The organism is Yersinia sp. IP36721, from assembly GCF_003634395.1.
Lineage (GTDB): Bacteria > Pseudomonadota > Gammaproteobacteria > Enterobacterales > Enterobacteriaceae > Yersinia > Yersinia entomophaga.
In genome coordinates, this window is record NZ_QCZL01000006.1 from 11,223 (window position 1) to 26,077 (window position 14,855).

Sequence of the window (14,855 nt, forward strand, 5' to 3'; positions counted from 1 at the left end):
TATTTCATTGATATTTAAAGAGAAAAAATATTTTAAGATTTACAAAAAATTTTGATTAAACGTTCAATTCGATGAAGAAAAGGTTAATAAATAGCGTAATTTGTAGATTATCGCCTTCAACCACGCTATTAAAAATTAACTATTTATTTACCTGCCCATAAGAATGCGAGCTTTAGGCGGAATTATTTGTCTAAAAGTGCCATTTTCTCCCAAAAATAATAACTGTTTTTTGATGAAAAAATAATTCTGGCGATGGGAATTTCTGCATAAATAATAATTCAGGCGCTGAGATGTCTATTTATTAAGCGCACAGTTTATATAACTCGGCGCTTATAGAACATACAGCGATAAAAATGAGGATAGATAAATGTAGGGTAAAAAAACGGCGAACCCATAGGATTCGCCGTCGCTTGATGAGATAGCAGTTTTCAGAACTGGAACAAAGCTATTAGTTTTTTGCCCAGTAACGACGCTTGGCCGCTTGCAACTTCTCATAGGCTCCCAACAGCGCCTGATGTGCCGGTAATGCTTTCAAATCAGGATCGATGCTAAACAGCCCGTGGAAGCGAACTTCGCCACAAAGGGCGGCAGAAGCGGCATCCACAGCATCTTGACCGTACATTTTCACGAATGCGCCATGATATTGGGCAGGATCGCGATCCGGCTCTTGAGTCAGCAGCAGCAAGGTTTGCAGGCAACGGTAATAGTTAGCCTGTTCAGGAGTAAATACGGAGGCGTTGAAATCCTGCGTCCACTCAACCCAAATCAACGCTTGCTCCAAATCACCACCGGCTAGCGCCAGCATGGATTTCAGCTCGCCAACGCGCAGGGTATACCAGCCGTTGTCTTTCCCAGAGGCGATGCCCAGCAGTTCACGCACGCGGGCAAAATCATCCAGACCTTCGTCGTCCAGCTGTTCGATCAATTGCAGATACTGCTCTGGCTTCCACTCGGTGCCTGGCAACGCCAGCAGAGTGTCACGCAGATGTACGCCCATAGTGTTATTGGCCATCAGCAAATCTTCTGCCGGATAGATGTCGGACATACCCGGTACCAGAATACGGCAGGCGTAAACGCCCAAATGCTCATAATCTGCAATGTAAACTTCAGCATCTTCCTGTTTGAAGATCGCCATCAGCGTAGCGAATTCTTCTTCGGTTGTGCCGCTGAAATTCCAGTCAACGAACGGATAGTCTGCGTCCTGCTTGAACATATCCCAGCTAATTAAACCGCTGGAATCGATAAAGTGAGTTTCCAGATTGGTGTGTTCGGCCACTTCTTCGTCATCGAAGGTTGGAGCGGTGAAAACATCCAAATCTTTCAGGCTGCGGCCTTGCAACAATTCGGTCACGGTGCGCTCCAGCGCTACGCCGAAGTCAGGATGCGCGCCGAATGAAGCAAAACAAGTTCCGTTAGAAGGGTTGAATAAGACGACGCAAATAACCGGGTAAGCGCCGCCCAAAGAGGCGTCATAAGAAAGGATTGGGAAACCTTCCTCTTCCAGTTTTGCAATGGCTTCAACTACGCCAGGGTAGCGGTTCAGCACCTCTTGCGGGATTTCGGGCAGGCTGATGGATTCCGCAATAATGCGGTTTTTCACATAGCGTTCGAAAACTTCTGACAAACCTTGGACACGTGCTTCATTGGCGGTATTACCAGCAGACATACCATTAGACACATAAAGATTTCCTATGATATTCATAGGAATATATACTGTCTCCAGGTCAGATTGACGGGTAAAGGGCAGGGAACAGATTCCGCGCTCAACGTTACCTGACTGTAAGTCCACCAGATCATTGGCATTTAGCTCTTTGTCTGGGTCATAAAAAGCGTGCAGCCGGGCATCGAGAATGCCTTGTGGCAGGGAGCCATCAGCCGGAATAGGGAACCACTTCTCATTGGGATAATGAACGAACTCACCGTTGGCGATTTCTTTACCCAAATAAAAATCAGCGAAGAAATAGTTAGTTGATAAACGCTCAAAATATTCACCCAGAGCGGAGGCCAGTGCGGCCTTTTTGCTCGCGCCTTTGCCGTTGGTAAAACACAGCGGACAGTCGCGATCGCGGATATGCACTGACCAAACATGAGGAACCGGATTGAGCCAGGAAGCTTCTTCAATATTAAAACCGAGATCGCTCAGTTTTTGCTGAAAACGGGAAATGGAGTCTTCCAGCGCAGCGTCTTTGCCGGGGATAAAAGTTTGCGTCATGTTTTTCACTTTTTGACCGTACTAAAAACGCGCAATCATACGGGGTTTTGGCCGATAGCTCCATGTATTCCTAAAGCACAATATATGTCACAGTATTTGTGTGGATTTACCGGATAATTCATTCATTTATAAAAAAGGGAGTTGGCAAGATGAAGTCTTTAAAATTAACCGTTTTGGCAGGGATTTTGGCAGGGATTAGTGGTTCGGCCTTGGCTATGCCGAATATTACGCTGTTAGCGACCGGCGGCACCATTGCTGGCGGCGGCGATTCAGCCACCAAATCCAACTACACCGCGGGGAAAATTGGTGTGGATGCCTTGGTTAATGCAGTTCCGGAAATCAAAAACATTGCCAACGTACACGGCGAGCAATTGGTCAATATCGGTTCCCAAGACATGAATGACGATGTCTGGTTGAAACTGGCTAAGAGAATCAATGCAGACTGTGCAAAAACCGATGGTTTTGTGATTACTCACGGTACCGATACTCTGGAAGAAACGGCTTACTTCCTCGATTTGACGGTAAAATGCGATAAACCTGTGGTTGTGGTTGGCGCAATGCGCCCAGCTACAGCAATGGGCGCTGATGGCCCACTGAATCTTTATAATGCAGTGGTTGTTGCCAGTGATCCGCAGTCAGCCAAGCGCGGCGTCTTGGTGGCAATGAACGATGTGGTATTGGATGGCCGCGATGTGACCAAGACCAGCACCACTTCAGTACAGACCTTCCAGTCACCAAACACCGGTACCGTCGGCTTGATCCATGACGGTAAAGTGAATTATCTGCACGCAAGCGAACACAAACAAACTCCGTTTGACGTCACCAAACTGACGACCTTGCCGAAAGTTGGCATCGTTTATAGCTATGCAAACGCGTCCGATCTTCCAGCCAAAGCCTTTATCGCCGATGGTTATCAGGGCATCGTCAGCGCCGGTGTGGGTAATGGCAACATGTACCACAGCGTCTTCGACACTCTGGCAACTGCGGCACACAATGGCGTCGCCGTGGTGCGTTCTTCTCGCGTACCAACCGGTTCTACCACGCAGGATGCTGAAGTTGACGATACCAAGTACGGTTTTGTGGCTTCTGGCCTGTTGAATCCGCAAAAAGCTCGCGTATTGCTGCAATTAGCCTTAACGCAGACCAAAAATCCGCAGGAAATTCAAAAAATGTTCCTGACTTACTAAGTCGTTCATTTTATTAATTCGGGGGCGGCTCGCTGCCCCTTTTTATCCCGAATCCTTTTTCGCACCAAAACCCGCCGCTAACGCGCACCTGACGTCATTCAAGCTCAAATTGAGTTATCTATCGCGTAGTGAGTCGCATAGTCATTAACTTTCAGCGAATAATTCTGCATGAAATGCCAATAGGCGGGCGAACCGCTATAAAACGCCGGGACGCTTTCGACCTTCTGGATGAATAAGCGTTGCAGCCGTTGAATGCGAATGATAAAACCGATGTATGGGTTAAAACGATGATTATCTCAGTGAAAGCGGTGAGGGGAAATGACACAGGTTTACAATTTTAGCGCTGGCCCAGCAATGCTGCCGGTGGAAGTTCTGCGTCGTGCACAACAAGAATTATGCAACTGGCATGGCATTGGCACCTCAGTGATGGAAATCAGCCATCGCAGTAAAGAATTCATTCAAGTGGCCGAGCAATCCGAACAGGATCTGCGGGATCTGTTGAAAATTCCTGATAATTATAAAGTGCTGTTTTGCCACGGCGGAGCCAGAGCGCAATTTGCCGCAGTGCCGCAGAATCTGCTGGGTGATAAAACCTCGGCAGATTACATCGATGGCGGCTATTGGGCACACAGCGCCATTAATGAAGCTCAGAAATATTGCGAGCCAAATGTTATTGATATTAAAGCACAAATTGATGGTCTGACCGGCGTTCTGCCTATGAGCCAATGGCAGTTAAGCGCGGATGCAGCCTATGTGCATTATTGCCCGAACGAAACCATCGACGGCGTGGCGATCCATGAAGATCCCGATTTTGGCGATAAAATCGTGGTGGCCGATTATTCCTCATCGATTCTTTCCCGTCCTATTGATATCAGCCGCTATGGCCTGATTTACGCTGGCGCACAGAAGAATATCGGGCCTGCGGGTTTGACGTTGGTGATTGTTCGTGAAGACCTGCTGGGCAAAGCGCACAAACATGTGCCGTCTATTTTGGATTATCAGGTATTGGCGAAGAATGACTCGATGTTCAACACGCCGCCAACCTTCGCCTGGTATCTTTCCGGCATGGTCTTTAAGTGGTTGAAAGAGCAGGGCGGTCTGGTGGAAATGGAAAAACGTAACCGCGCCAAAGCCGAATTACTTTATAGTGCTATTGATAGCAGCGATTTTTATCGCAATCAGGTGGCCGCGGCCAACCGTTCCTGGATGAATATTCCGTTCCAACTGGCTAAACCGGAACTGGATAACGTTTTCCTCAGTGAGGCCGAAGCGTTGGGCCTGCAAGCGTTGAAAGGCCATCGGGTTGCAGGCGGTATGCGGGCGTCCATTTATAACGCTATGCCGATTGAAGGCGTTAAAGTATTAACTGATTTTATGGCTGACTTTGAACGTCGCCATGCCTGATAGCGTTTCAGGGATTTCCTGCTTTATCGGCAGTTATTTTCCCAATGTATTTAGCGGTATGTGCCGCCATTTTTTGCCTCAAAACAGCCCCGTTCATGCGGGGTTGTTGATTAATAGAAGACTGGAGAGTGTTTTTCCCATGCTGGAATCCCTGACGTTACAACCCATCGCGCTGATTGACGGCACCGTTAATCTTCCCGGCTCCAAAAGTGTGTCTAATCGCGCCCTGCTGCTGGCGGCACTGGCTGAGGGGACAACCCGGCTAAACAATCTGTTAGATAGCGATGATATTCGCCATATGCTGAATGCCCTGAAAACGTTGGGCGTTAATTATCGTCTTTCCGCCGATCGCACCCAATGTGAGATTGACGGGCTGGGGAGCCCGCTGTTGGCCGCTGAGCCGGTAGAGTTATTCCTCGGTAACGCAGGCACCGCAATGCGCCCATTGGCTGCTGCTTTGTGCCTGAGCCACGGCGACGTGATATTAACCGGCGAGCCACGTATGAAAGAACGCCCAATAGGCCATTTGGTGGACGCATTGCGTCAGGGCGGCGCGCAGATTGATTATCTGGAACAGGAAAATTATCCGCCGCTGCGTATTCGCGGTGGTTTCCGCGGCGGCGAGCTGACCGTTGACGGCAGCGTATCCAGCCAGTTCCTGACGGCGCTGTTGATGGCAGCACCTTTGGCTGCGCAGGATACGCAAATTCGTATTCAAGGCGATTTGGTTTCCAAACCTTATATCGATATTACTTTGCATTTGATGCAAAGCTTTGGCGTTGAAGTGACGCACGAAAACTATCAGATCTTCTATATTGCGGGCGGCCAAACTTATCGTTCGCCGGGTGAATATCTGGTAGAAGGCGATGCGTCCTCCGCCTCTTACTTCCTCGCTGCGGCAGCGATCAAAGGTGGCACTGTACGTGTGACCGGAATCGGTAAGAAAAGCGTGCAGGGCGATACCAAATTTGCTGACGTATTGGAAAAAATGGGTGCAATCATCCGTTGGGGTGATGATTATATCGAATGTAGCCGAGGGGAGTTACGAGGCATCGATATGGACATGAACCATATTCCCGATGCGGCGATGACCATTGCTACCACCGCGCTGTTTGCCGAAGGGCCAACAATCATTCGCAATATTTATAACTGGCGGGTAAAAGAAACCGATCGTCTGGCAGCCATGGCCACCGAACTGCGTAAAGTTGGAGCAGAAGTGGAAGAAGGCCACGACTATATTCGCGTGCTTCCACCTGCGCAGCTGATCGCGGCAGAGATCGGCACTTATAACGATCATCGTATGGCGATGTGTTTCTCGCTGGTGGCGTTATCGGATACGCCGGTCACTATTCTCGATCCGAAATGTACCGCAAAAACCTTCCCTGACTATTTCGAACAGTTGGCTCGCTTAAGCCAAACCGCATGATTCTGCTGGTTTAAGCATGGTTTGTATTAAAGTATGCTTCTTATTAATAAATGGGCGGGATAACCTTCCCATTTATACAAATTGAAAATATGTTCAGCAAAACACATCAATTTTCCCTAAACTTATTCAACGTGGTGTGGTTTTATTTTCAGCAACTACACCTCGCAGGGTAACAGTTCTCGCAGATGCGGCGTATAATGTCGCACCTGTGTTTACCCGATGGGGTAGACAAGAGGTTTTGCCTACCGAAAGGAGAGAGAAATGACGGCGATAGCCCCGGTGATAACCGTTGATGGACCGAGTGGTGCAGGCAAAGGCACGCTGTGTAAAGCACTGGCTGAAACGCTGAAATGGCGTTTACTGGATTCAGGTGCAATCTACCGCGTTTTAGCCTTGGCTGCGTTGCATCATCAGGTCGATATCAGCACCGAAGAGGCACTGGTTCCACTTGCCGCCCATCTCGACGTCCGTTTTGTCGCAGAAAACGGAGAATTACGCGTTATTCTTGAAGGTGAGGATGTCAGCAATGCTATCCGCACTGAAACAGTGGGTAATACCGCCTCTCAGGCAGCCGCTTTCCCGCGTGTTCGTGAGGCGCTGTTGCGCCGTCAGCGGGCATTTCGCGAAGCGCCGGGTCTGATTGCCGACGGCAGAGATATGGGAACCGTAGTGTTTCCCGATGCGCCAGTGAAGATATTTCTTGATGCCAGTTCGGAAGAACGAGCACACAGACGCATGCTACAGTTGCAGGAAAAGGGCTTTAATGTTAACTTTGAACGTCTTTTAGCCGAGATACAGGAGCGAGATGATCGCGATCGTAATCGGTCTATAGCGCCTTTAGTACCCGCAGCCGATGCGTTAATACTGGATTCAACCAGTATGTCCATCGAGCAGGTGATTGAACAAGCGCTGGCGTATGCCCAAAAAGTTTTAGCGTTGCCGTCGTGTTAATAACGTCAGCGTAGCAAGAACCGAGCTCTTAATAACTTGTTATTAACGGGCAAATTAACCTTACTGCCAAGGATGGACGGCGAGGCATGTGAAACAACCCCATTAGGCAGGATGCCCGATGGACGTTAAACTTAAGAATCCTGAAGATTATTAACATGACAGAATCTTTTGCTCAACTCTTTGAAGAATCCCTGAAAACAATTGAAACACGTCCGGGCTCTATCGTCCGTGGTGTTGTTGTTTCTATCGATAAAGATATCGTACTGGTTGACGCCGGTCTGAAATCCGAATCCGCAATTCCAGCAGAACAGTTCAAGAACGCGCAAGGCGAACTGGAAATTCAGGTTGGCGACGAAGTTGACGTTGCACTGGACGCAGTTGAAGATGGCTTCGGTGAAACTCAGCTGTCCCGTGAGAAAGCTAAGCGCCACGAAGCATGGCTGACTCTGGAAAAAGCTTTCGAAGTTGCTGCAACTGTAATCGGCGTGATCAACGGTAAAGTGAAGGGCGGCTTCACAGTCGAACTGAACGGCATCCGTGCGTTCCTGCCAGGTTCACTGGTTGACGTGCGTCCAGTTCGCGATACTCTGCATCTGGAAGGCAAAGAGCTTGAGTTCAAAGTCATCAAGCTGGATCAGAAACGCAACAACGTAGTTGTTTCTCGTCGTGCCGTTATCGAATCAGAAAACAGCGCAGAACGCGATCAATTGCTGGAAAACCTGCAAGAAGGCATGGAAGTTAAAGGTATCGTTAAGAACCTGACTGACTACGGTGCATTCGTTGATCTGGGCGGCGTTGATGGCTTGCTGCACATTACTGACATGGCTTGGAAACGCGTTAAGCATCCAAGCGAAATCGTCAATGTGGGCGACGAAATCACTGTTAAAGTGCTGAAGTTCGACCGCGAACGTACTCGTGTATCCCTGGGCTTGAAACAGCTGGGCGAAGATCCATGGGTTGCTATCGCTAAACGTTACCCAGAAAGCACTAAGCTGACTGGTCGTGTAACCAACCTGACTGATTACGGCTGCTTCGTAGAAATCGAAGAAGGCGTTGAAGGTCTGGTACACGTTTCTGAAATGGATTGGACCAACAAAAACATTCACCCGTCTAAAGTTGTTAACGTAGGCGACGTAGTGGAAGTTATGGTTCTGGACATCGATGAAGAACGTCGTCGTATTTCTCTGGGCCTGAAACAGTGCAAATCTAACCCATGGCAGCTGTTTGCAGAAACTCACAACAAAAACGACCGCGTTGAAGGTAAAATCAAGTCTATCACTGACTTCGGTATCTTCATCGGCTTGGACGGCGGCATCGACGGCCTGGTTCACCTGTCTGACATCTCCTGGAACGTTGCAGGCGAAGAAGCAGTTCGTGAATACAAGAAAGGTGACGAGATCGCAGCTGTTGTTCTGCAAGTTGACGCAGAGCGCGAGCGCATCTCCCTGGGCGTGAAACAACTGGCAGAAGACCCGTTCAATAACTACCTGTCTATGAACAAGAAAGGTGCTATTGTTACTGGTAAAGTAACTGCAGTTGACGCTAAAGGTGCTACAGTTGAATTGGCAGGCGGCGTAGAAGGTTACCTGCGTGCTTCTGAAGCAACTCGTGACCGCGTTGAAGATGCAACGCTGGTACTGAACGTAGGTGATGAAGTTGAAGCCAAATATACTGGCGTTGACCGTAAAAACCGCGTAATTAGCCTGTCTGTTCGTGCGAAAGACGAAGCTGATGAGAAAGATGCAATCGCTACTGTTAACAGTAAGCCAGAAGAAAGCAACTTCTCTAACGCTATGGCTGAAGCGTTCAAAGCTGCAAAAGGCGAGTAATAACGGGGGGCGGTTTCTCCGCCCCTATACGGTAGTTTAGCTGCAAAGCTTGGAGGTAATATGACCAAGTCTGAACTTATTGAAAGACTTGCTGGCCAGCAATCTCATGTACCGGCGAAGGCCGTTGAGGATGCAGTGAAAGAAATGCTTGAACATATGGCTGGAACATTAGCCGAAGGTGAGCGCATTGAGATCCGCGGATTTGGCAGTTTTTCTCTTCACTACCGTGCTCCGCGTGTTGGTCGTAATCCGAAAACTGGCGATAAAGTAGAGTTGGAAGGTAAATACGTTCCGCACTTTAAGCCGGGTAAAGAATTACGTGATCGCGCTAATATCTACGGTTAAGTTGTTCGCAACCAGCCGGGTTATTGCTTGTGAAAATATGAAACGGTGCCTTTATGGCGCCGTTTTTCTTTTTATAATCATCGAATTCTGATAAAAACCTCTTTGCCAAATAACGCCTTTATTTCCAGCTCACTTATCCTGTACTGAATTAAAAACTCGTTTTTTAAGTTAATCCTTCCCCCTGTATTCACTTTCACTCTGAGTTAAACCAATCATCCGCTGTTTTCCTCACGTTATTTCTTTCTAACTAGTCACTATTTTTTGAAGTTTGTCGCAATTCCATTTGGGTATTTGCAACCGCTGAAACTCGCTTTCGAGGCTCCTCGGAGGATTTAGTCTTGATGCTGGTAAAGCACGCTTTAATACTGAAAATACGCTTAGCGGCAGGATGCTGTGAAAAGACCAATAGCTAATTATCAAAGGATGATTTTTTACTGTGTTATCAATCGATCGATGTGCTGGGGCGTTAATTATAGGTTTGCTACCACTGATGTTTATCCCACGCTTACCGGGTACTGTGCCAGTTTTATTATTGCTGTTTACCGCCATTATCCTGTGGCTTAGCGGTTATAAAAATGCTCGGTTTGCGGCTTTGCCAATATTGAGCTTTTTATGGGGAAACTGGCAGGCTGCCGGTCTGGTGAATCAAATAGAGTATATGGTTCAGGGAGATAAGTTGATCGTTGCTACTGTCGCCAGCATTTCTTTAATTAGCCATAGGGAGGAGAGCGCCAGAATGCTATTGAAAATCGAGCAGGCAGATGGTCGTCGAGTCTTTCCACCGGTTTCCGTTTCGGTCCATTGGCCAAAAAAATGGCCTGCATCCTGTTCTGGCCAGCGCTGGCAGCTAAAGATCCGCATGAGGCCAGTACACAGCTTGCTTAATGAAGGCGGATTCGATAGCCAACGTTGGGCAATGGCCAATCGACGGCCTCTGACCGGGCGAATTATCACTGGGCGGATGTTGGAGGGGAATTGTCATTTACGGCAGGACATCATCTCTAGAACAGATCGGCAATTGCAGTCCTATAGTCAGAGGTCCTTGCTATTAGCGCTGGCTTTTGGCGAGCGGGGGGAATTATCACTACAGCAGTGGGAGACTTTGCGAAAAACCGGCACTGCGCACCTTATGGCTATTTCGGGTCTACATATTGTTATGGCGGCGTTATTTGGCCGTTTATTAGCGAGAGCGATTCAATATTTATTTCCGACGCGCTGGATAGGCCCCTTATTGCCATTACTTTGCGGGTGGCTGCTCGCATTAACCTATGTTTGGCTAGCGGGTGCTAACCCACCGGCATTGCGGGCAGGATTGGTTTTAACGCTGTGGTTAGCTTTACGGCTGTTTGGCGTTCTATCCAGCCCTTGGCAGGTTTGGCTATGGGCGGTGGCACTGATACTGCTTAGTGAGCCTTTAACACTGCTATCAGATAGTTTTTGGTTATCCTGTATGGCAGTACTGAGTTTGCTGTTTTGGCTGCACTGGGTTCCACTACTTTCCCCATTTCTAACGAAAAATCGCTATGCCTGGCCACTCCGCCTGGCGCATTTACAATTTGGGATGATGTTGTTACTCATGCCGTTGCAAATGCTCCTATTTCATGGCATTAGCCTATCCTCGTTTCCCGCGAATTTATGGGCGATGCCAATAGTGTCATTTATCACCGTTCCCTTGGTGTTAGTAGCATTGGTATTTTCATTTTTCTCCTCATTTGCGGAAGTCTTCTGGTCGTTGGCCAATAGCTCGCTAGAGATCGCTATGCTGCCTTTAAACAACTTAAAAGCAGGCTGGCAGCACACTGGCGAAACGGCGATGGCGATTGGCTGTCTAGGCTGGCTGGGCGTAGTGATATGGCGTTTCCGGTGGTGGAGTTTATATCCTTTCGCCGTTATTGCTCTCTGCGTCAATTTGATTCTTATCGCTCAACGGCGAGATACCCACCGATGGCGAGTTGATATGCTGGATATTGGACATGGTTTAGCCATCGTTATAGAGCGGGAACGCAGGGCGGTGATATTTGATACCGGTAATCGCTGGAGGACGGGCAGCATGGCGGAAAAAGCGATTTTGCCGTATCTCAAATGGCGAGGTTTAACGGTGGATCATATTATTCTGAGTCACGATCATTTGGATCATTCCGGCGGGTTAGAGTTGATTCGCGCTGCCTTTCCTATGGCTAAAGTGAGGGCACCTTTTCCCATAAAGAATATTGAACCCAATAGGGGGTTATTACCCTGTCGGCGAGGGGATCGCTGGCAGTGGCAGCAGCTTGATTTTGAGGTGCTCTGGCCGCCACAATTGACCGAAAATGCGCAAAACGACGATTCCTGCGTCATTCGCATTTCAGAGGGCAAGCATAGTCTGCTGCTTACCGGAGATATTGAAAGGAAAAGCGAGCGACAGCTGGTTAAAACATCCCGCCATAAATTGCGGTCTACGTTGCTACAGGTTCCACATCATGGGAGCAATACCTCGTCTATCGCTCCTTTTCTCCGCGCGGTACAGCCTGAATTAGCTATGGCATCGGCATCACGTTATAACCAATGGCACTTGCCAGCGAAAAAAGTCATCAATCGTTACAAAGAAAATGGGATTATCTGGCGTGATACATCGCGCTCTGGGCAGCTCAGTATCTCTTTCTCAGACCATGATTGGCAGATTAAAGGTTATAGAGAACAATTATTTCCCCGTTGGTACCACCAGCGATTTGGTGTTGGGAGCCATAATGAGTAGAATAGGCCGCTATTTCTTCTGGTACTGGTATTTGAATGATGAATGATAAAGATCTCTCCACCTGGCAGACCTTCCGTCGCCTTTGGCCGATGATCGCTCCTTTTAAAACCGGTCTTATCGCTGCGGCGATAGCGCTAATTCTGAATGCGGCCAGCGATACCTTTATGCTGTCGTTGTTAAAACCGTTGCTGGATGATGGTTTTGGTAAGTCGAACAGTTCTATCCTGATGTGGATGCCACTGGCCATTATTGGATTGATGTTGGTTCGCGGGATCAGCGGTTTTATCTCCAGCTACTGTATTTCATGGGTTTCGGGCAAAGTGGTGATGCATATGCGCCGCCGCCTGTTTAGCCATATGATGGGCATGCCAGTATCTTTTTTCGATCAACAATCTACAGGCACATTGCTGTCGCGGATTACTTATGATTCCGAGCAGGTGGCTTCTTCTTCTTCCAGCGCGTTGATTACCGTAGTGAGAGAAGGTGCGTCGATTATCGGCCTGTTTATCATGATGTTTTATTACAGCTGGCAGTTGTCGCTGATTTTAATCGTTATTGCGCCGATCGTTTCCATCGCTATTCGCATGGTATCCAAGCGCTTCCGTAATATCAGTAAGAATATGCAAAGCACCATGGGGCAGGTGACGACCAGCGCTGAGCAGATGCTGAAAGGGCATAAAGAAGTATTGATCTTCGGCGGTCAAAAAGTAGAAACCGAACGTTTTGATACCGTGAGTAACCGGATGCGTCAGCAGGGCATGAAAATGGTTTCTGCCTCTTCTATTTCCGATCCTATTATTCAGTTGATTGCTTCATTTGCGCTGGCATTTGTGCTTTATGCTGCCAGTTTCCCAAGCGTGATGGAAACGCTGACTGCCGGTACTATTACCGTGGTTTTCTCTTCCATGATTGCCTTGATGCGTCCGTTGAAGTCTCTGACTAACGTCAACGCCCAGTTCCAACGCGGTATGGCGGCCTGTCAGACGTTATTCAGTATTCTGGATATGGAACAGGAAAAAGACGACGGCAAATTAGAAATCGATCGCGTAAAAGGGGATATCGATTTCCGTAATGTGACCTTTAAATACCCAGGCAAAGAAACGCCAGCGCTGATAGATATCAATATGCATATCGAAGCCGGTAAAACCGTAGCCTTGGTAGGGCGTTCAGGCTCGGGTAAATCAACGATTGCTAACCTGATTACTCGTTTTTATGACGTCAGCTCCGGCAGTATCCTGATGGATGGCCACGACCTGCGGGAATACAAACTTAGTTCTCTGCGTAATCAGGTGGCGCTGGTTTCGCAAAACGTACATCTATTCAACGATACCGTCGCTAATAACATTGCCTATGCCAGAGATGAACAATATACCCGCGCAGAGATAGAAAAAGCGGCGCGCATGGCCTATGCCATGGACTTTATTGAGAAAATGGATAACGGTCTGGATACGGTGATTGGTGAAAACGGCGTGATGCTTTCTGGTGGTCAGCGCCAGCGTATTGCTATTGCCCGCGCATTACTGCGTGACTGCCCGATTCTGATTTTGGATGAAGCGACTTCGGCTTTGGATACTGAATCTGAGCGAGCTATTCAGGCGGCGTTGGATGAATTGCAGAAAAACCGCACCTCGTTGGTGATTGCTCACCGTCTGTCGACGATTGAAAAAGCCGATGAAATTCTGGTTATTGAAGACGGCCGCATTATCGAACGTGGGGAACACAGCGAGCTGCTCGCTCGTCAAGGCGCCTATGCTCAGCTTAGCCGCATGCAGTTTGGCCAATGATTGAGCGTATCTGGTCAGGCGAATCGCGACTGTATTGGCTGTTATTACCGCTATCCTGGCTGTACGGTGGGATTAGCTGGTTGATAAAAAGCAGTTATCGACTGGGTTTGCGTACTAGCTGGCGTTCCCCTGTACCCGTCGTGGTGGTGGGGAATCTGACTGCTGGTGGCAACGGCAAGACGCCAGTCGTTATCTGGCTGGTGGAGCAACTGCGGCTGCGGGGTCAACGCGTTGGCGTTGTTTCTCGTGGTTACGGTGGAAAAGCCGATAGCTACCCGTTGGTGCTGAATGAAAATACACCAACGACGCAGGCTGGCGATGAGCCGGTGTTGATATTCCAACGTACCGGTGCGCCTGTAGCCGTTGCGCCGAAACGCTCGGAGGCGATTCAGGCTCTGCTAAAAAACCATGCTCTTGATGTGATTATCACCGACGATGGTTTACAGCATTATGCTTTGCAACGAGATTTTGAAATTGTGGTGGTGGACGGCGTTCGTCGATTTGGTAACGGCTGGTGGTTGCCTGCCGGGCCAATGCGTGAAAGGCCTGAGCGATTGGCATCCGTGGATGCCATTATCACGAACGGCGGAACCGCGGCTGCGGGAGAAGTGCCAATGCTGCTAAAAGCGGGGCATGCGGTGAATATTCTGACTGGTGAGCAATTGCCTGCTGAACAGCTAAAGAATATCGTTGCCATGGCTGGTATCGGGCATCCGCCACGCTTTTTCCGAACCTTACGTCAATTAGGGGTTACGATAGAGAAAGAACACGCTTTTGCTGATCATCAGGATTTTTCGCTGTCCCAGCTCCAGAGTCTGACCAGTGATAGTCAAACCCTGTTAATGACCGAGAAAGATGCGGTTAAATGCTGCAAGTTTGCTCAGCCTAATTGGTGGTATCTGCCGGTAACGGCAGAATTACCGCCAGCACAGACCGAGCAATTATTGGCTCGGATTATTTCGCTACGTAGCGCTGACGATTAG

General features: G+C 48.6%; 10 protein-coding genes. 9 read left to right on the top strand and 1 reads right to left on the bottom strand.

The annotated features are described in order from the left end of the window. Nucleotides 1–448 precede the first annotated feature (448 nt). Entirely contained in the window at nt 449–2,212 is a 1,764-nt protein-coding gene (gene ycaO, locus DBA33_RS07395; RefSeq protein WP_120806094.1) for a 30S ribosomal protein S12 methylthiotransferase accessory factor YcaO, read from the bottom strand. A gap of 149 nt (nt 2,213–2,361) precedes the next feature. Between ycaO and ansB the strand changes: the two genes are divergently transcribed. The 9 genes from ansB to lpxK all read left to right on the top strand — a co-directional run bounded on the left by ansB (nt 2,362) and on the right by lpxK (nt 14,855). Next, nucleotides 2,362–3,399 (top strand): L-asparaginase 2, encoded by a 1,038-nt coding sequence (gene ansB / locus DBA33_RS07400; RefSeq protein ID WP_064512892.1) that lies wholly within the window; start codon nt 2,362–2,364, stop codon nt 3,397–3,399. A gap of 318 nt (nt 3,400–3,717) precedes the next feature. Continuing rightward, nucleotides 3,718–4,803 (top strand): 3-phosphoserine/phosphohydroxythreonine transaminase, encoded by a 1,086-nt coding sequence (serC, locus tag DBA33_RS07405; protein ID WP_120806096.1) that lies wholly within the window; start codon nt 3,718–3,720, stop codon nt 4,801–4,803. A 139-nt stretch (nt 4,804–4,942) separates the two neighbouring features. Beyond that, nucleotides 4,943–6,229, top strand: coding sequence for a 3-phosphoshikimate 1-carboxyvinyltransferase (gene aroA, locus DBA33_RS07410; protein ID WP_064512896.1), 1,287 nt, complete (start codon nt 4,943–4,945; stop codon nt 6,227–6,229). Nucleotides 6,230–6,490: 261 nt separating this feature from the next. Then, entirely contained in the window at nt 6,491–7,180 is a 690-nt protein-coding gene (gene cmk / locus DBA33_RS07415) for a (d)CMP kinase (RefSeq protein ID WP_049596509.1), read from the top strand. Between the two features lie 155 nt (nt 7,181–7,335). After that, nucleotides 7,336–9,009 (top strand): 30S ribosomal protein S1, encoded by a 1,674-nt coding sequence (gene rpsA, locus DBA33_RS07420; RefSeq protein WP_049596508.1) that lies wholly within the window; start codon nt 7,336–7,338, stop codon nt 9,007–9,009. Nucleotides 9,010–9,069: 60 nt separating this feature from the next. Continuing rightward, nucleotides 9,070–9,354 (top strand): integration host factor subunit beta, encoded by a 285-nt coding sequence (gene ihfB / locus DBA33_RS07425; RefSeq protein WP_049596507.1) that lies wholly within the window; start codon nt 9,070–9,072, stop codon nt 9,352–9,354. 490 nt (nt 9,355–9,844) lie between these two features. Further along, on the top strand, nt 9,845–12,088 hold the full coding sequence (locus DBA33_RS07430) for a ComEC family protein (RefSeq protein WP_240442692.1): 2,244 nt from the start codon (nt 9,845–9,847) through the stop codon (nt 12,086–12,088). 35 nt (nt 12,089–12,123) lie between these two features. Next, on the top strand, nt 12,124–13,872 hold the full coding sequence (msbA, locus tag DBA33_RS07435) for a lipid A ABC transporter ATP-binding protein/permease MsbA (protein WP_064512900.1): 1,749 nt from the start codon (nt 12,124–12,126) through the stop codon (nt 13,870–13,872). After that, on the top strand, nt 13,869–14,855 hold the full coding sequence (gene lpxK / locus DBA33_RS07440) for a tetraacyldisaccharide 4'-kinase (RefSeq protein ID WP_064512902.1): 987 nt from the start codon (nt 13,869–13,871) through the stop codon (nt 14,853–14,855). Before msbA ends, lpxK begins: the two co-directional genes overlap by 4 nt.